This window comes from Ruminococcus sp. 8Y-12 (genome assembly GCF_058119865.1).
The window spans coordinates 638,405-659,554 of sequence record NZ_CM176623.1 but is presented as its reverse complement, the minus strand read 5'-3'; the positions used below and the strand labels follow the sequence as shown (position 1 = coordinate 659,554).

The 21,150-nt window shown below is 47.0% G+C and carries 7 protein-coding genes; all 7 read left to right on the top strand.

All coding sequences use genetic code 11. The annotated features are described in order from the left end of the window. Positions 1-131: 131 nt before the first annotated feature. The 7 genes from AC0THY_RS02445 (at position 132) to AC0THY_RS02415 (ending at position 21,121) form a co-directional block, all read left to right on the top strand. A complete protein-coding gene (locus tag AC0THY_RS02445) occupies positions 132-2,897 on the top strand; it encodes an ATP-binding protein (protein ID WP_489992882.1) in 2,766 nt (921 codons plus the stop codon). A gap of 371 nt (positions 2,898-3,268) precedes the next feature. Beyond that, on the top strand, positions 3,269-5,119 hold the full coding sequence (recQ, locus tag AC0THY_RS02440) for a DNA helicase RecQ (RefSeq protein ID WP_489992881.1): 1,851 nt from the start codon (positions 3,269-3,271) through the stop codon (positions 5,117-5,119). A gap of 242 nt (positions 5,120-5,361) precedes the next feature. After that, positions 5,362-10,131: an alpha/beta hydrolase fold domain-containing protein gene (locus AC0THY_RS02435; RefSeq protein WP_489992880.1), complete on the top strand. Its 4,770-nt coding sequence runs from the start codon at positions 5,362-5,364 to the stop codon at positions 10,129-10,131. A gap of 124 nt (positions 10,132-10,255) precedes the next feature. Further along, positions 10,256-16,729: an Ig-like domain-containing protein gene (locus AC0THY_RS02430; protein WP_489992879.1), complete on the top strand. Its 6,474-nt coding sequence runs from the start codon at positions 10,256-10,258 to the stop codon at positions 16,727-16,729. Positions 16,730-16,820: 91 nt separating this feature from the next. Next, positions 16,821-18,410: a response regulator transcription factor gene (locus tag AC0THY_RS02425; RefSeq protein WP_489992878.1), complete on the top strand. Its 1,590-nt coding sequence runs from the start codon at positions 16,821-16,823 to the stop codon at positions 18,408-18,410. Then, entirely contained in the window at positions 18,394-20,130 is a 1,737-nt protein-coding gene (locus AC0THY_RS02420; protein ID WP_489992877.1) for a cache domain-containing sensor histidine kinase, read from the top strand. Before AC0THY_RS02425 ends, AC0THY_RS02420 begins: the two co-directional genes overlap by 17 nt. Beyond that, on the top strand, positions 20,117-21,121 hold the full coding sequence (locus AC0THY_RS02415) for a substrate-binding domain-containing protein (protein WP_489992876.1): 1,005 nt from the start codon (positions 20,117-20,119) through the stop codon (positions 21,119-21,121). The genes AC0THY_RS02420 and AC0THY_RS02415 overlap by 14 nt, the downstream gene beginning before the upstream one ends. Positions 21,122-21,150: the final 29 nt, after the last annotated feature.

Sequence of the window (21,150 nt, the reverse complement as noted above, 5' to 3'; positions counted from 1 at the left end):
CCCTTTTTTTATTCCTTTGTTATACTGAAATAAAGATGAATATGAAAAAGGTAAATACGGACTTCGTTACCGTCTGTCAAAATGCTAGAGAATAGAATGGGGAAAACAATATGAATAATAAGAGGTTTCTTTTGTTTCAGTATGTTGCAGCGGGAATAATGCTTTGCTTCTTTGTTTGCCTCAGCGCAGGGAATGCAAATGCCCAGGCTTTAGAGATACGTACATTGAAGGTAGCGTTCCCAGAACTGGAAGGAATCAGCCAAACAGATCAATACGGCAGACACACAGGGCTACTGGTGGATTATCTCAACGAAATTGCAAAATATACGGACTGGGAATATGAGTATATACCAGTGGACAATGAGGAGGTGGTTCCTAATTTCCTGGATGGACAGTATGATCTGATGGGAGGCGCATTTTACTCCCCTGAATATGAGAAATATTTTGCTTATCCCGACTATAGCACAGGAAGTAGCCGTGCGGTACTTCTTTGCAGAAGAGAGGATGATAATCTGCGGGGATATGATTTATCCACACTGAATGGAAAGACGATTGGTGTTTATGAGAAGGCTGTAGATAAGATTCGGTATCTGCAGGAATTTCTCAGCAGCAATGGACTGGACTGCAAACTAAAATATTTTACCTATGAAGATATGAAAGGCGCTGGAAATCTATACCGCCAGCTTCGGGATGGCGAAGTGGATATGCTGCTGGGAAATGAACAGGAAATTGGCGGAGAATTTCGTATGGTGACTTCTTTTTTGGCACAGCCCTATTATATTGTTACTACCGTAGGAAACAATGAGGTTTTGGATGAGCTGAACACAGCGCTTCAACATATTTTGGAGTCCACGCCAAATTTTGCGGAGGAGTCCTATAATGCCAATTTCCCTGATGTGAAGTTCGCAGATGTCCAGTTCAATGATAAGGAGCTTCAATACATTTCTGAAAAAGGAACCATTATTGTAGTGGTGCAAGCAGACTGGCGTCCTATTCACTGCCCTGACAGTCCGCCGGATCAGCCTAAGGGGATACTGCCTGAAATACTGGAAAAAATCAGTGCATATTCGGGTCTGCAGTTTTCCTATGTCTATGCTGACAGCTATTGGGAAAGCATCAAAATGGTAGAGCGGGGAGAGGCCGATATCCTGGGAGGTTTTCTGGGAGACGAGGAAGAAGCATTTTCTTATGGTCTGGCGCTGACGGCGCCCTACATAAATCTAAATAATATTGTACTGAAAAATAAGAAAGTCAGTTATCCCGGCCAGGGGCTTTCCTGTGGAATACTAAACGGCCGGGCTTTGCCCGCCGGCTTGGAGGCAGAGAGTATACAACGCTATGAAACGGTCCGGGAGATGATTGCGGCGGTCAATGCCGGAGAAGTAGATTATATATACGGTATGTCTGCTATGCTGGAACAGGAGATGCAGAAGCACCGCTATCTGAATGTCCAGCAGGTGTCCCGGGTCATTGGCAATACGGATGTTGCTCTGGCTGCAGCCAGGCCGGTGGAACCGGAGCTGCTTACAATTTTAAATAAAGCAATTGGTAGTATCTCCACAGAAGAAAAGAATGATATGCTCAATCGGAATATGGTATCTGTAGGCTTTACCAGTATGTCACTTCAGGATATGCTTTATGCGAATCCTGTTGCATTTGTTCTGATTTTCGGGGCAGTGCTGCTGCTCTCCGGCGCTGGGTTTTTACTTATTATCAAGAGCAGGATGAAGAACTCGCTGATGCAGAGCCAGCTAGAGGCAGCAGAGGCGAAGAGCAGGGCAAAAAGTGAGTTTCTGTCGCAGATGAGCCATGAAATAAGAACCCCCATGAATGCAATCATAGGGCTGACTGATCTGGTTAGGATAGAGAAGGACATACCACCTGAGGTGGAGAAAAAATTGGAAAAAATCCGCAGTTCTTCCAGGTACCTTCTCTCACTGATAAATGATATTCTGGATATGTCAAAGATTGAAAACGGAAAAATAGAGGTCGAGCAGAAAAATTTCTCAGTATCTGTTGTATTGGCCGATATCCGGGAGATGATCGAAGTTCAGGCTGAACAGAAAGGGATTCAGTTTCAGGCACAATGTAAAATCGGGCATGAGTGGCTGGTGGGAGATGCCATCCGTCTGCGTCAGATATTGCTCAATCTGCTTTCAAACGCATTGAAATTTACTCCGGCAGGAGGAACGGTTATTTTGTATGCAGAGGAAACTGGCTGCGATGGAAAAGAAGCAGAATATCATTTTTTTGTACGGGATACAGGTGTAGGCATCGCCCGGGATGACCAGGAACGGATTTTCAAAGCTTTTGAACAAGTAGTATCTTTTACATCAAATAGTGCAGGTACTGGCCTTGGCCTGCCCATCAGCCGCAGCTTTGCCAGGATGATGGGGGGAGACCTCCAGGTGAAAAGTGAACCGGGGAAAGGGTCTGAATTCTATATGACGCTATGTTTTCCTTTGGGGGAGGAAGAGGAAAAGCTTGAGAACACAGAGGTGAAACAGCAGCGGAGCCTGGCTGGTATGCGAATTTTGCTGGCTGAGGACAATGAGATCAATGCGGAAATTGCGCAGGAGCTCCTGGCAACTCAGGGTATTGCCGTAAGCCGTGCCGCTGACGGGCAGGAAGCGGTGGATTTGTTTTGTGCCAGTGAACCGGGAGATTTCCAGGCAGTCCTTATGGACATACGCATGCCTGTTATGGACGGACACCAGGCAGCACGCGCTATTCGGGCCAGTGGGCGGCAGGATTCGGACATACCTATTATAGCCATGACAGCAAACTCTTTCAACGAGGATATGGAGGCTGCCAGAGCAGCGGGAATGAACGATTTTGTTCCGAAGCCAATAGAGCCGGAACGGCTGTTTTTAGTGTTGCAGAATTGCCGCAGGTGATATATAATTAAAATGTTAGCATAAATATAATAAACTACTGTATCCTCAAGTCGGAAATTTCAACCTGCTTGAGGGTACTTCCATAACATGGGAAGCAGTATTAAAACAGGTAATAAATAGGTAAAGGGCCATTGTATTTATCACAGATATGACCACAGTGATATTCTGAATTTCATTTCTTCTAAAAGCTTCTGCAAGCCTTACGGTGCAAACCGCGTGATTTTTCTGCGTTTTTCTAAATTATTTTCCGTATCATTTTTCCCTTAGCACAGTGTTTGGTTGACTTTGCAGCTTCAGTATAATACCATAAGTAAATCAATTCCGTTGTAATTACAACGAGTACAGCAGATATTCAAGGAGGTTCACTTCACATGACTTGTGAGAGTATACTAAAGAAATATTTCGGATACGATGAATTCCGGGAAGGGCAGAGAGTGCTGATTGACAGCATCCTGGAGGGAAGGGATACCCTGGGGATCATGCCCACCGGAGCGGGAAAGTCCCTGTGCTATCAGATTCCGGCGCTTATCTTTGGGGGGATCACCCTGGTGGTCTCCCCGCTCATCTCCCTGATGAAAGACCAGGTGGGGGCGTTGAACCAGGCGGGGATTCACGCCGCATTCCTAAACAGCTCCTTAAGTGCTGCCCAGTATTATAAGGCGCTGGAGTACGCCAAAGCGGGACGCTACCCCATCATCTACGTGGCGCCGGAGCGGCTTACCACAGAGGAGTTTCTGGACTTTGCTTTGGATTCCAGGGTGAAGATCTCCATGATCGCAGTGGATGAGGCCCACTGCGTATCCCAGTGGGGGCAGGACTTTAGACCTAGCTATCTGAAAATCGTAGAGTTCATCCGGCGTCTTCCTCAGCGCCCTGTGGTCAGCGCCTTCACGGCAACAGCCACCAGGGAGGTGAGGGATGACATCATTGACATTCTGATGCTTCAGAATCCCACGGTGCTCACCACCGGATTTGACAGAAACAATCTGTATTTCGGGGTACAGTCTCCGAAGGATAAGTTTGCTGCGGTGAAGAATTATCTGGAGTGTCATCCCGGCACCAGCGGGATCATTTACTGCGCAACCAGAAAGCTTGTGGAGGAGGTGTGCGAAAGGCTGATAAAGGACGGCGTATCGGCTACCAGATACCATGCGGGCCTGAACGATGAGGAGCGCAGACAGAACCAGGATGACTTCATCTACGACCGCAGCCCGGTGATGGTGGCTACCAATGCCTTTGGAATGGGCATTGACAAGTCCAATGTACGCTTTGTGCTCCACTACAACATGCCCAAGAATATGGAGTCCTACTATCAGGAGGCAGGCCGGGCCGGAAGGGACGGGGAGCCGGCAGACTGCATCCTTCTGTACGGAGGTCAGGATGTAATCACCAACCAGTTTTTCATAGGAAATAATCAGGATAATCAGGAGCTGGATGAGGTCACCAGGACCATTGTCCAGGAGCGGGACCGGGAACGTCTGCGCAGGATGACCTTTTACTGCTTTACAAATGAATGCCTGAGGGATTATATTCTCCGCTATTTTGGGGAGTACGGCAGCAACTACTGTGGAAACTGTTCCAACTGTCTGAGCCAGTTTGAGACCGTGGACGTGACTAAGATCGCAGCTCATCTTGCCGGCTGTGTGCAGAGCTGCCGCCAGAGGTACGGAGTGAATGTGGTGATTGATACGGTCCACGGAGCCAACACGGTCAAGATCCGGAACTATCATATGGACGAGAATCCCCACTATGGAGCTCTGGCAAAGATCCCCACATACAAGCTGCGTCAGGTGATGAACTACCTGATGCTGAATGGGTATTTAACTGTGACAAACGATGAGTATGCCATTGTGAAACTGACGGGCAAGTCCGGGGAGATCCTTGAGGACGGACAGACGCTTACCATGAAGATGGCAAAGGAGCAGGAACATGCCGCCAAAGTTAAGGGTGAAGCCAAGAAAAAGAAGGGGCCTGCGGCGGGAGCCGAGCTTGGGGAGGGGGAGGAAGCTTTGTTTGAGCGCCTGCGCGCCCTGCGCATGGAGATTGCCAGGGCTGAGAAGGTGCCGCCTTACATTGTGTTTTCGGATAAGACCTTGGTACATATGTGCATTGTGAAGCCCGGGACCAGGGACGAGATGCTGGGGGTGTCCGGGGTCGGGGAGTTTAAGTATGAGAAGTATGGGGAGAGGTTTTTGGAGTGCCTGAAAATATATAAACCATAAATATATGAAGATAATTGATGAAGAAAATAGAAAACTTCGCTGACTGTATCCGTTTGGTGCAGCCAGTGGAGTTTTTTATTTAAAAGGGGAAAAATAGTATTATTTACCGTTAAAATTCGAAAAAAGATCTTTGAAAATCACATTGGTATTAAAATGTGTAAATGATACCATTTATGTATGCTAGTCTAGTTACATTTCACACTATGATAACCGGTAAAAACAATGGAGAGGGAGATGCGGCAATGAAGGAAAAGAGGAAGATGAATTGGAAACGTTTGGCGGCTTTAGTCCTAAGTTTATTGATGATTTTTACAGCAATACCGCTGAACAACGTGTTGGCGTCAGGAGGATTGAAGGGTGATGCAGACGGCGTGGAAGGGGTTTTGATCCCGCAGTTTCGGATGAAGGTGGAAGCAGTATCCAGTCAGGAAACCACGGATGCAAGCCTTGGGTCCAATGTGCTGGATGGGAAGGACAGTACCATATGGCATTCTCAGTGGAGCGGAGCAGTACCGGCACCCCCACACTGGATTGTGCTGGATCTGGGAGACACCATGTCGGTGCAGAAATTATTTTATCTGCCCCGGCAGGACAACGACAATGGCACCATAACCAACTACAGAGTTTCCGTCAGTATGGACGGCAGGGATTTTGAAAAAGTGGACGAGGGTGTATGGAATAAGGATAAAACGGAAAAGACCGCATCCTTTTCCGCTGTACAGGCAAGATATATCAAACTGGAGGGGTATGAATCCTTTGCGTCCTGTGCAGAGATCAATATAGAGACGTCGGATATTACCCACAAAAACTTGTGGGAGGCGCTGACAAAAGCGGAAGCTCTCCTTAAAAATGCGGTGATTGGCTCTGAAAGGGGTCAGTATACAGAGGAAGGGGTCCGTGTGTTTCGGCAGGCGGTGGAGGAGGCCAGAACCACAGCCGCAAATATCTCGATTACACAGATTGAATCCGAGCAGGCAGCGGAAACATTAAAGGAAGCGGCCAGAGTCTTCAAAAGCACACAAGTTCCTTATCTGACTCCCTATGAACGGATTGAGCCGGAAACGGCAGATGCTGAAGATATCAAAGGCATAGATGGCGGAACCTATGAAATAAAACAGGATTATGTGGCAAATATCACAGACCGTGTTGAGATTACCTTTCAGGATATGGACTTTGAGGAACAGGGAAGTTACATGCTGACAATGGGCGGCAGATGCCTGTCGAAAGAAAATGTAACCGGACAAATCCGTTATAGAGATGCCAGAGGCGCAGAGCAGTCCCTGCTGTTTGCATTTAAGGCGGGAGAAGGCGATACGTATGAAGCAGGGGCAGAAGCATTTTTCAGTCAAAAAATCCTGGCCATCGGAATCCGGGATGTGCAGAATTTCGTGATAGCCTTTGATGCTGGAACCCGCTTTGATTTTGAATCCCTGATTTTTACAAAAGCGCCCGATTATCTGCAGGGATATTATGAGAAGCTGGAGGAGGCAAAGGGAATTCTGAAAGAACTTGAGACCCGCCCTCTGATGTATACAGAAGAAACCGTTCAAGTTCTAAAAGAGGCTTACGAAGCTGCAAGGACCGTAGATCTATATGATATCTCAGCCATTGAGACGGCATTTGAAACACTGGGGACAGCCATAGACAATCTGGAAGCCACTGGCAAAGCAAAGTCTGCTTTTACGACTACATATGCAAGAAACTATGACGAAGTGGCAGTGGGAGATGTGATTCTTGAGCGGACAGAGGACCAGGTTATAGGCGGTTTTACCGAAGGAGAAGTGCTGGTCTTCAGGGGGTTGGATTTCGGTACAGAACAGCCCTTAAAGCTAAGACTGCGGGGAGCCAACGGAAATCCGTGGGCCGGAAATAAAGCAAACGCCAAAGTGAGATTCTGGTACGGCGAGGGAGAAAACGATTATGTGGATACTGTACTGAGGAAGACCGGTGGCTGGGATGCCGCCCATGACCGGGACGTGGATGTGGCGATTCCGGAAAATGCCGGTTTAACAGGCGTACGGGATGTGAGAGTGGAATTGATAGAAGGAGGATTCGCTTTTCATTCATTCACGTTCCTGGATGAGTCAGGAGCTCCAAATCTATGGGATATTCCCTATGTGGAAAACAGTGATAATTCTGAGCAGATGCTGGATATCGTACTTCCGGAATATGCCCAGGGACAGTATCCGGCAATTGTATTTATCCATGGGGGAGCCTGGGTGCAGGGTGATAAGTCCGAGGGAGGCTTTTATTCAGGCCAGGATGACGCCTTGAAAAAAGGGTATGTGGTGGTGAATGTGAACTACAGACTGGCTCAGAATGCACAATGGCCGGCACAGATCTATGACTTAAAGGCGGCTATCCGTTATATCCGTGCAAATGCTGACAAATATCATATTGATCCGGACCGGATTGCGGTGTGGGGGGCATCGGCAGGGGGACACCTGGCCCAGATGCTGGCTACCACCAACGGAAACAAGGATATGGAAGACCTGTCCATGGGCAATGCGGAGGTTTCCAGTGATATCCAGGCAGCAATCTCTTACTTCGGTATTTCGGACGTGTCTAAGTGGGATACGGATACAGAGGCGCTGCGGGGTTTGACAGCCACGGGAAAGACGCCCACCGAATTGCTGCTGGGAGACAATTATACAGTAGAAGATGCACTGGCGGCCAGCCCAATCAGCTATGTGAGTGAAAATACGGTTCCTATGCTGATCACACATGGCGGAAAAGATGACTTAGTTCCGGATGAACAGACGAAAATGTTGGAGGAAGAGCTAAGAAAATACTTGAAACCAGAAATGATTGATACCTACTATCCTGCGGATGCGGGACATAATGACTTTTACTGGGGACTGCCGGAGGCTGAGAAAAAGCCATTTGACTTTTTATTTAAGCAATTAAGACCCACGGAATTGATCGATGCAGAGGATAACGTATACCCGGGCGGCACCATCACCCTGGATAAATATACCAACAAGTATATGAATGTGGCATATGCCAACCAGTCACCCGTACAGAAGCTCCATCTCGTGTTGCCGGAAAATAAGGAGGAAAAGAATTATCCGCTGATTATCTTTATCCATGGAGGCGGATTCCAAGTCGGAAATTCCTCAGATGAGGGACTTATTTTCACAGCTCAGGGACCTCTGCATGCGGTAGAAAAAGGATACGCGGTCGCATTTGTTGATTACCGCTGTGCGTGGGATTCTTATTTCCCCACACCTGTGCAAGATATTAAGGCTGCTATCCGTTATCTCAGAGCAAACGCGGATGAGTACGGGCTGGATGAAAACCGTTTTGCCATCTGGGGGGAATCCGCAGGCGGACACCTGGCCAACTATGTGGCGCTGACAGGAGGCAGAGAGGAGTTTGATGATCCGTCCATGGGAAATGCAGAGTACTCAAGCAAAGTGCAGGCAGTCGTATCCCACTATGCCATCACCGATATGACAACGGAGAGAAATGCCCAGTATCGTCCGGCATTATTGGGAGGTGCCCAGAATGACATCGAGGCTCAGCGAAATGCCAGTCCCCTGTACCAGGTGACGAAAGACGCACCGCCTACCTATCTGCAGCATGGTATGGCTGATGACGGAGTGGATTATCATGACAGCATTGCCCTGTATGAGAAACTCGTGGAAGTTACGGGTGATTCCAGAAATAAACTGGATCTGTTCCCAGGGTACAACCATGCAGTTAAGAAATTTTTCTCAGAGGAGAATGCCAATAAGCTGATTGCCTGGCTCGATGAGGTAATGGTAGAGATACCGGTGGAAAAAGATGCTTTGCAAGAAGCCATATCAGATGCCGGAAAATACCATAAAGCGGACTACACCGCCGACAGCTGGGATAAATTCGAAGAAGCCCTTGAAAAGGCGCAGACGGTTATGGACAAAAACAATGCGAAACAGAATGAAGTGGATGAGGCTTTGCAAAATCTTCTGGATGCAATTGACGGACTGAAAAAACCAGCCCCCATACCGGTTGTAACCGTTACGGCAAAAGCTTCCAAGCAGGTCCTGGTGTGGGATGAAACGGCGCAGATATTAGAGGTGACAGCGGTGGATTCCAACGGTCAGGAGATGGACCTGTCGGAGGCAAAGATCACCTATACGAGTACAGATACAAATGTGATAAGCGTGAATGAAAACGGCCAGGTGGCTGCGAAAAACGCAGGGATGGCAAAAGTGCAGGTAAAGGTATGGCTGGCTGACGAGGAGATCGCGTGTGAGGTGAGTTTCAGTGTATCAGAAGTCACACCGGTGAAACCAATCGTGTCGTCAAAGACACAAAACAGTGTCACTTTAAAAGCAGTGCCGGGTTATGAATATGCAGTTGAAGTTCCGGGGAAAGCGCTGGAATTTAAAAACACAGTGGTATTTACAGGTTTAAAAGCAGATACGGAATATAAATTTTATCAAAGAATAGGGGCAACCGGGTCACACAGGGCAGGGACTAAGACTGCGGATCTTCTGGTAAGAACGGAGAAGGATACATCAATCAATCCGATCGTGCAACATCCAGCCAGTGTCAAGCTCAATGTGAAGTCTGGGATTGTCCTGGGCAAAAATGAAAAGCTGCAGTTAAAAGCAACCGTACTGCCCCGGCAAGCAAGCCAGAAGGTTAGCTGGAAGACAAGTAAAAAGTCAGTTGTAAGCATCACGTCAAAGGGCAAGATAACTGCAAAGAAAGCAGGAAAAGCCAGGATAACAGCAGTGACAGCCAATGGCAAAAAAGCGGTTATAACCGTTACGGTGAAGAATGCGCCCAAAAAGATAAGCCCGGCTGTAAAGAGCAAGACCTTAAAGAGAGGAAAGACCTTTAAGGTGAAAGTTAAATTCCCGGCTAAGACGGCCAGCTATCAATTGAAATACAAGTCAAGTAAAAAGTCAATTGCAACGGTTTCCTCAACAGGTATTGTAAAAGCAAAGAAAAGAGGGAGGGCAACCATTACGATCACTGCATTTAACGGTAAAAAAGCCAGCGTAAAAATTACGGTCAGGTGAGATTACTGTAAAGAGTAACGATTCAGCAGGTCTGTGCATTTACTGCACAGACCGTAAGAAAATAAGAAAGGAACTGAACAGCTACTATAGTATGCATGTCAAGAAAGAGAAAGCAGGGTGGGAAATGAAAAAGAAAGTTAAACAGATAGTTTCTTTATGCATGATTGTTTTACTATTATGCACATCTTTTGATCTGTCTGTATTTGCAAAAGATGAGAGCAGCGAAGCGCAGAGTGAGAGTGTGAAACGCAGTATGGATTTTAATGAGGGATGGTCCTTCCAGCTGGGGGATGTCTCCGGTGCAGAAAAGATGGATTTTGATGACGGTGCATGGCGCCGTCTGACACTACCCCATGACTGGAGTATTGAGCAGGATTTCACCCACAGTGTCAGTTCTGAGATCGGACATCTGCCTGGGGGAACGGGCTGGTACAGAAAGGCATTTACATTGCCGAAAGAGTATAAGGATAAGCGGGTATCGATTGACTTTGGGGGCGTTTATATGGATAGCTATATCTACTTAAACGGCCAATTAGTGGGAAACTATCCCTATGGATATCTGCCGTTTTCCTTTGATCTTACGGACTATCTGATCTGTGACGGAAAAACCAATAATATCCTTGCAGTAAAAGCGACGAATATTACTGATCCCGGTCAGCATACCGGGAGATGGTATGCCGGCAGCGGTATTTACCGGGATGTAAAGCTGTCAGTGACAGAACCTGTACATGTGGCCCAGTACGGCACGGTTGTGACCACACCGGATATCGAAAAGGAATACGAGAGTGGCCAGGTTACGGTAAAAATGAAAACGGATGTGCGCAACCAGGGAAAAGAGCGGGTAAACGCAAAGGTTCGCTATACCATATTAAACTATGCCGATAAAAGCGTCTTCTCCCAATCCGTAGAATCTGGCTCATCACAGGTGGCATCAGGGGGAAAACAGGACTTTGAATCAGAGATGAAAGTCAAAGATCCCCAGCTGTGGTCAACGGATAATCCGGTATTGTACATCATGCGCACGGAAGTCCTTGTGGACGATCAGGTTGTGGATTGCTATGATGCCAGGTTTGGTTTCCGCTGGTTTACATTTGACAATAATGAAGGATTCAGCCTGAACGGCCAGTATATGAAACTGCAGGGCGTCTGCATGCATCATGACCAGGGGGCGCTTGGCTCAGTTGCAAACGAAGCTGCAACTGCCCGGCAGATGAAGATTATGAAGGAAATGGGAGCAAATGCCATCCGCGTAAGCCACAATCCGGCCTCAGATGTTTTACTGAAACAATGTGATGAGCAGGGGCTTATGGTGATTGACGAAGCATTTGATACCTGGGACAGAGGTAAGACAAACAACGATTATCACCGGTTCTTTTTTCAGCCGTGTACCCATCCCGAAGCAGGTGAGGGTGTTCCATGGGCGCAGTATGACCTTCAGCAGATGATCCGCAGAGGAATTAATTTTCCATCCATTATCATGTGGAGTATGGGAAATGAGGTTTACGAAAGCCGTTATGATCATTCCATAGAGACGGCTAAAAAGCTTGTTAAATGGGCGAAGGATGTGGATACAACAAGGCCCACAACCATGGGTGAGGATAAACTGAGGGATTATTCGGCTGCTGACAGTGTGGGACAGCCCTACGTGAAGATCGCCCAGGAAGTGGATGTGGTTGGTATCAACTACGGGGAAAAGAACTATGACGGATATCACGAAATGTATCCGGACTGGATTATCTATGGGTCGGAGAACTCTTCTGCCCTTAAAAGCCGGGGCTATTACTCCGAACCAAACCGTACCACAGACGCAGGTGATGTGGTGCAGTATCAGGTATCCTCTTTTGACAACCGGGCGGTACCCTGGGGGTCTACAGCTACCAACTCCCTGATTCCGGACCGGGATCGGAAGTGGATTGGCGGACAGTTTGTCTGGACAGGTTTTGACTACATTGGTGAACCTACACCCTATGCGTTTAACCAGGAATCCATCCCAAAGAGCTCCTACTTCGGGATTGTGGATACCGCAGGATTTGCAAAGGACGACTACTATCTGTACCAGAGCCAGTGGCTGGATGCAGAGACGGATCCCATGGTCCATATTTTCCCGCATTGGAATTGGGAAAATGAAAGCCTAAAAAACAAGGTTTTAATTGATGGGAAAATACCGGTCCGCGTCTACTCCAATGCGGCCAGTGTGGAGTTGTTTTTGAATGATGAATCCTTAGGTGAAAAGAGTTTTGCACAAAAGACTACCGAAGACGGCAGAACGTATCAGCAGCAGTCCGATGAGAGTGACCGTCTGTATCTGGAGTGGCTTTTGGAGTATGAGTATATTCCCGGGACCAGGATCACCGCAAAGGCAAAAGACAGGGAAGGAAACTTGATCGCCACCGATTTGATCACAACCGCAGGGGAAGCAGCTAATTTAAAGGCATCTGCGGACCGTTCGGTGATCACGGCGGACGGACAGGATCTCTGTTATATTACCGTTGACGTGACGGATGCCAGCGGCAACTTTATGCCCACTGCTATGAATCAGCTGAATTTTAATATTACCGGCAATGGTAAAATTGTAGGGGTCGACAACGGTGACGGCTCCAGCTGGGAACGGTATAAAGACTACAATGGCATCTGGAAGAGGAAAGCTTTTAACGGCAAGGCTCTGGTGATCGTACAGTCCACCAAGGAAGAGGGCAGTTTTACACTGACGGCAAACGGTGTGGGCTTAAACAGAGATTCCGTGACGGTCTACACAAAGACCGAACAGACAGATCCGGACCGCATCCTGGGATATGAGACACCTGATATTGTGACGGAAGTGGGAAAAGTGCCCGAATTGCCGGATACAATCAAAGGGGTGCTTGCTGATGAGAGCAATACCGAGGTCCATGTAGTATGGGATAAAATAACACCGGAAGATGTAAGTGCGCCCAAGATCATTACCGTACAGGGACAGACGGAGACGGGGGAGAAGGTCAAGCTGCATCTGACGGTAAGGGGGCTTATCGGCATCCTGGATGTGACTCTGGCCATAGCAAAAGACACCTTGCCAGAACTGCCGGATATGGTGACAGCCGTCTGGTCAGATGGTGTGACAGAATCCAGAAATGTGTCATGGGAGACGTTGGATCCGGGTGCGTTTGGCGAGTTGGGCATTGTAAATGCAGTGGGAGAGGTAGATGGCACAGACCTGCCGGCCCATGCTGTGATACGGGTAGCGGCGGAAGATGATGATGTCAATATTGCCCTTGCCGCACAGGGAACGACGGTGACAGCAACCTATGAGGAGGGGCCAGGCAAACATCCGGTAGCTGAGATCAATGACGGAGATACCAGTGACTCAAACGGATGGGGAAACTGGCAGATAAATAACCGGACCAGCGATGCGGTTACGTTTGAGTTTGCCAAGGAATATGATATTAACCGGATTACTGCCTGGCTGACCAGCATGAATACCTGGCAGATACCGGATCAGATTTTGGTTAAATATTGGAATGGCACAGAGTACGTGAATGTTCCGGGCCAGAGCAAAACAACCGGGTTCGGCGGCCGCGGCGCTGGCTATACCGGTGAGGATATCACTTTTGACAGCGTAAAAACCAACAAGCTGCGATTGGAATTTTCTGTAAATGGTTATAATGCTGGCAAAGACATGATGAAAATTACAGAAGTGGAGGTCTGGGGTAAGGGTATTTCCAAGGGAAAATCTGCCCGGCTATCCTCTTTAAAAGTAGACGGTAAAGAATTGGAAGGATTTGATCCGGAAAATTATTCGTATTCTCTGGAAGTGCCATATGGGGGACAGGTTCCAAAGGTGACAGCCCAGGCAGCGGATCACGCCTCTTTATTCGTGTGGCAGGCGCTGGAGAATAACGGTGCAGCTCAGATCAAAGTGTTCTCGGAGGATGGCCGGAATACGGCGTATTATACGGTTGAGTTTACGGAAAAGGCACCGGCCCTTGAAACCGTTGAAATATCTGCGGAAACCACTGAGGTAACAGAGGACGATACCGTACCGCTGACCGTTACCGGTGTACTTCAGGACGGGCGGGTATTGTCGGAGGAGGAGGCCACGGTCACTTATTCCGTAGAACCAGGCAGCGGATATGCGCTGATCCAGGGAAGCAGCCTTCTGGCATATGACGCAGGAACCGTGGAAGTAACTGCTCATATGACCTATTTAGATCAGACAGTGGATTCCGAAGCGCTTACCTTTACCATTGCGAAGAACACTGCTGTCAAAAAAATCGTCTCTTTTGAGGAAGTTACAGTATATACAAAAAAAGGGATCGCACCGGCGCTGCCGGAGACGATCCGGGCATATTATGATACCGGACACCCGCGGGATCTGGACGTTACATGGGATCGTATACATGCAGAACAGCTGGAACAGTTTGGAGAAATCGTGATTGAGGGAGATGTGAACGGTTCGGCAATCAGGCCAAAGCTGAAAGTGGTGGTCAGGGATTTGACTGCGCTGGAGGCAGTTTCTATAGCCACACCGAGAAATATGGTTCCCGAGCTGCCGGAAACATTGTCTGCTTATTATTCCGATGGAACGGAACTGAAAAACATTCCTGTCCAGTGGGAGAACGTTTCGGAAGCTGATTTTAATAAAGAAAAAGATACAGTTGTGTATGTGAAGGGGACGGTAAAAGCGGATGATACCAGTTTAACCGCAACAGCATCCGTGCGCATTTCGGATTCGTACCAAAGCCCCAGTTATGTAATAAGCCGTAACGGTTATGTCTTGCCCATTGGAATTGCCTCCTATACAAATGATAACGCCATCAGTGATACCGGATATGACCGGGCTAATTACTTGAATGACAGTATAAAGTCCTTTGAGATGGTGCCGTCAAAGAAGATTTGGAGCAATTGGGTAGGCGGTGCTGCACAGCGCTCCGGGGACTGGGTGTCTGCAGTGATCGCATACGAAGGAATCCGGGTACTGCGCTATGTGGATAAGATCTCCGTGGGATTCTGCCAGGAAGGTGCAAATCAAATGATACGGACCCCGGCAGAATACTATGTGGAATACTATACCGGACCCATTGATTATGAAATCCAAGACACCAACGGGCAGGTGGAATCCTGGCAGAACAGTCCTTTAAACGATCCGGCCAACTGGAAGGAAGTGGATTACAGCAATAAGCCGTCTCCCTCCTCTCTGAGCAGTACCAGCATGACGGATATAACCTTTAAGCCGGTGAAGACAAACCTTGTCCGGGTTCGTATGGACGCTCAGGCGGGCAAATGTCTCGGGGTGAATGAACTGGAGGTTTATGGTCAGGAAGCCAGCGCCCACAGCGATTTTTCGGTTCGCGAAATAAGGATTGGAAATGAAGAGGTTTTGGACAAATTTGATCAGGATCTGAAAATGACATACCATCATTCGGAGAATCAGCTGCCAGATATAACGGTGGATGTGGATCAGAATGCGGCAGTGACCATTCTGCCGGCAGCAAATCCCGGCGGCCAGGCCAAGATTATGATTTTACCGGAGAACGGAAGCCAGTTAGATAAAAAAACTTATACCATTCAGTTTGTTCAGGACGGTGAGAACCGGCCCGACACAAGCACTCTGGAAAAATTGATCAGCCAGGCAGAGAATATGATCGCGGATGGTACCATGGAATCCGCAACCGAAGAGAGTGTCCAAAGAGTAAACAGTGCTTTGAAATCCGCGAAAGAGCTGATGGGTAAAATAAATACCGGGACAATTACCCAATCAGAAGTAAATGCTGCGGCAAATGTTCTGAAAAAGGCCATGGATTCCATTCAAAAGAAACCGGATGTGGAAAATCCTGCGGTTAAAGTGACAAGCATCCAGATTAGCAAAACCTCTGTTAAGTTAAACAAAAACGATACACTGCGGCTTACGGTGACGGTACTGCCTGCAAATGCAGCCAATCCATCGGTTACCTGGAGTTCTTCCAATACCAGGATTGCGACAGTGGATCAGAATGGAAATGTGACGGCCAAGGGGATTGGGGATACTATAATCACAGCTGCCGCAAAAGACGGATCAAAGGTTACCGGTACATGTAAGATAACGGTCACATACCCTTATGCTAAAAGTATCAAGGTAAAAGCACAGGGACTTGCTTCCAACCAGAAAACGACCAAAATTTATATGCAGAAGGGTAAGCGTTTGACGGTAAAAGGGATGGTGAGTCCAGCGGATGCCAATCCCAAGGTGACCTATCAATCAAACAAAAAATCAGTGGCAGCTGTGAGCAAGAGCGGCGTGATAAAAGCCAATAGGCCCGGAACCGCTAAGATTACCATAACATCCGCGGATAAAAAGGCGAAGAAAGCAATTACCATACAGGTTGTAAAAAAGGTGCCTTCGGTAAAATCATTTAAGGTAACCAGCGGTAAAAAACTGAACTTAAGACGCGGAAAAACAGCCTTGATCAAAACGAAAGTTTCGCCGCTTCGCACGGCAGGAAGGGTTACTTATAAATCGAGTAAAAAGTCGGTTGCAGCGGTTGACAATTATGGACAGGTCACAGCAAAAAAGAAGGGAACAGCAACAATCACTGTAAAATGCATGAATAAAAAAGCTGTAAAAATCAAAATAGTAGTTAAGTAGCTTGCTTGGGGCGCTGTACTTCTGGCGGGAGCCGGTAGAGCAGCGCCCGGTATTGTATGCAGCAGATGCGTAAATGATCGGGAGGCGAAAAATGTACACAGTGGTCGTGGCAGATGATGAAGAAGAAATTCGCCGTGCACTGATCCGGAAAGTGGATTGGGAAGAAATCGGATTTGTAGTGGTTGGAGAAGCAGAAAATGGAGCAGAAGCGCTGGAGATGGTGGAATTGCTGGAGCCTGACCTGCTGCTTACGGACATCAAAATGCCGTTTATCAGTGGCATTGAACTGGCCAGAATGACCAGAGAGATCAGGCCCGCAATCCAGATTGCTTTTCTGAGCGGCTACGATGATTTTACCTATGCCAAACAGGCAATTCAGTACAATGTAGTCAGCTATTTGTTAAAACCTATTTCTTCACAGGAGATAACGGCTGAGTTAAGAAAAATTAAGGAGAAGATCGACCAGAAGTTTCATGAATTTGCTTATACGGAGGTGAGAGAAGAGCGGAAATCTATCCATTCTTTCCTGATTCCCCTGGTGTTGGACAACATGCTGAGCGGGAGAGAGGAAAAAGAATGGATCGAGGAGGCAGTTTCCACGGGATTGATAAAGGGAAGCATAGAAGGTCAGCAGTATTTGATTATGGTGACCTCCATTTTAGATAAGGAGGGGAAAGACTGTAAAATTGCCGGAAGCGTACAGGCTGTAAACAGTATTATTAAAAAGTATTACAAATATTATTATAGCTTCTATGTCAAAGGAAGAGTTGTGTCTGTACTGGTGGTGACCAATTCCGGATACGAGAGGTATGCACACATTCTGGTAGAAGACATCATCCAGAATATAAAACGTATTTTGGGACTGGATGGCAGGATAGGGGTAAGCCGTCCTATTCAGAAATTGGGAGACTGCCATGAGGCATACGTGGAGGCGGTGTATGCACTCCAGTATTCTATGCACAGCGATGAAAGCATCTCATTTATAGCGGATGTAGAGTATCGTGACAGCTTTAAGCACGAAGAACTGCTATTGAGGATAGAGGGTTTTGAGAGAGTATTCCGCAGCGGAACTATGGATGAACTGGAGGAGTATCTGAAGGCTTTTTTTGCAGAGTTGGTGAGCAAGGAAATATCGCCGGCTCTGGTACAGTTTGTCATGATTCAGCTTTTGGCAGTGGTTTTTCGGATCAGCTACACGGTTTTGGACAGTGAGAAAATACAGAGTTTAGAGTTTATATCACCCATGCAGGGGAAGATTCATTACGACAGTTACGAAAATATCTGGAGTGAATATATGGACTTTTGCCTCAGGTCCAGGGAGCTGATTTTGAATCAGCGAAAGACCAGCACTGCGGTGATAATTGAAAAAGCACTGGAGATCATTGAAACGCAGTATTCGGATGTGAATTTATCCCTGAATTATATTGGAGCCGAGATCGGGATCAGCCCGAATTATCTAAGCGCATTGATTAAAAAAGAAACCGGAAACAGGTTTATTGATTTGCTGACCAGAAAACGGGTTGAAAAGGCCAGGGAATTACTTCTGGGCACTTCCCTGAAGGTAAAAGAGATTTCGGAGCTCTGCGGTTACAGTGACCAGCAGTATTTTAGCTATAGTTTTAAAAAGTACACCGGGTATTCGCCGAACAGCTGCAGGAGACAAAATGAGGAAAAAAGATAAGAAATACAGATATACGAAAGTATCAATCTCAGTCCTTCTGACGGGTGTGGTAACCATTATTGTGACAATTGCCGGGATAAGCGCTGTGCTTATATTTATTCAGCTGTATCAGAACTCTACAGAAGAAAATGCGGTTACCAGCGGAGAGCAGGCAGTAGTGCAGGTTCAGAATACAGTGAGAAACTATCTGGATGACATGAAGAACATTATGAGAATGATTGGTAAAAATATGAAAACTTCTAAGCAGGAACAGCAGATGTTTTTCAGGGATCTGGTTAAAATCAGAGGGGATCTGGTATCTATTTTGATCTATGATGAGAATTATCGTCTGGTCAATTCCTGGGCGGAGAGATATGAGCTGAAAAGCCGGTTTGATATGAGCGTTCCAATTGAAGATATGACCGATCTAGACGGGAAGATGATGATTTCCAAGCCACATGTGGAAACGGGGCTGCTCAATTATTACCCCTGGGTGGTAACCATCTATCAGAGGCTGAAAAACGAAGCTGGGGAGGATGTTTATGTATTTATGAATATCAGCTTTGATTCTATTGCCAGTTATATTGATGATGTGGGGATTGGCCAGCATGGTTATTGTTTTCTGATGGAACAGGAGGGAAATATCATTTATCATCCCCAGCAGCAGCTCATCTTTTCGGGGTTAAAGGAAATGCGGGAGGATGATATGAGAGAGCTGGCAAAATCAATGGATGGTTCTGTGGTAAAGGAGGATATTATCTATAATACCAGGACACTGAAAGACTATGGATGGAAAATAGTGGGGGTTTCCTATATTGATGAGATGATCACAAGTAAAGTGGAGAAAATGAAACGGACATCCTATGTTCTGATCTATCTGGTTCTGCTCACCGCTGTGGTCATGGGATTCTTTTTTACGAGGATTTTTTCTAAACCGGTGAACCGCCTGATTGAAGCCATGCGGAAATTTGAGGGGAATGCGGAAACCTTTAACTTTGAGTCCGTGGGGACAACTAAGGAGATAGCGGAACTGTCCGATTCTTTTGCACATATGGTAATAAGGCTCCAGCAGCTGATGGAGCAGGTGCGTGAGGAGGAGGTGACACTGAGAAAGACGGAGCTGAATGCCCTGCAGTCACAGATCAACCCGCATTTTCTGTATAATACGCTGGATTCTATCGCATGGATGTGTGAAGCTGAGCGTACCAGTGAGGCGATAGAAATGGTCAATACACTGGCCAGGCTGTTTAGGATCAGCATCAGCAGAGGACATGAATTGATTCCCCTTGAAAAAGAATTGCAGCACGCGGAATGCTATCTGAAAATTCAGAGCTTCCGCTATAAAAACCAGTTCGTCTATGTTCTTGATGCGGATCAGGAATGTCTGGGGTACTACTGCAATAAGATTACTCTTCAGCCGCTGATTGAAAATGCTATTTACCATGGCCTGAACCGTATGATAGATCAGGGTGAAATCTATATTGGAATCCATCAAAAAGACGAGGATATCATTTTGGAGGTGAGGGATAACGGTGTTGGGATGGATAAAAAGATGTGCCGGGAAATTCTCCACAAAGAGTGCGGCAACAACGGCGGGATCGGTATCAAAAATGTAAATGATCGGATTAAGATCTATTTTGGGAGCCAGTATGGTCTTACCATCCACAGTGAGCTGGACGAAGGAACGAGTGTTATAATCGAGATTCCAAAAATCCGGAGGGAGGAATATGAAACGGAATAAGTGTAAAACATGCTTATTTTCATTGGGGGTTGTGTTCGTTTTTTTCAGCTATTACTTAGGGATTTCTTACATAACCCGAATGATCCAGGGTACGGACCTGGTTGGGGGGGAGGTACAAAAGCATTATGCGGCTGTTATTACAAAGTCGGGTAATTCTGATTTTTGGAAGTCCGTCTATGCCGGAGCCAGGGCCGCCTGCACAGAATATAATCTTAATCTGACGCTGAATGCACCGGAAAATGAGGAAGACTATGAGGTTCAAAATGAGATGATCAATGAGGTGGTGGAAGCGGGAGCAGAGGCCATTATTATTTCCGCCATTGACTACAATGCAAATCGCCCGCCTATCGAAGCGGCAATTAAAAAGGGGGTTAAGGTGGTGGTGGTTGACAGTGAGGTAAACAGTGATGGTGTCAGCTGCCGCATTAGCACTGACAATTATAAAGCAGGGGGAATGGCAGGAGATGCGGTGCTGGCCAGCAGGGAAGAAAAGCTAAATGTAGGAATTGTAAATTTTGACAAGAATACTGCAAACGGCCAGCAGCGTGAACAGGGATTTCGGGATCGGGTGGAAAAGGATGATCGTGTCACTATTATTGAAACCATCAATGTCATATCTACCGCAGCGGCGGCCAGGGAGGGCACTGTCAGCCTGCTGAACAGACATCCGGATATCAATGTGATTGTAACCTTTAATGAGTGGACAAGCCTTGGGGTTGGCTACGCGGTTCAGGATATGCAGTTAGCAGAAAGCACAATGGTAGTGGCCTTTGACAGCAATGTGATATCGGTTGGGATGCTGGAAACGGGAGAGGTGGATGCTCTGATTGTACAGAACCCGTATTCAATGGGCTATCTTGGAGTGGAGTGTGCCTATAAGCTGATCTATGGATTCCCGATTGAAGAAACAGAGGTAGATACTGCAACCTCACTTATCACGAAAGAGAACATGTTTGATGAAAAGTACCAGAGAGTCTTATTTCCTTTTTAGAGAAAGTAAATATTTTACTTGACGTATAT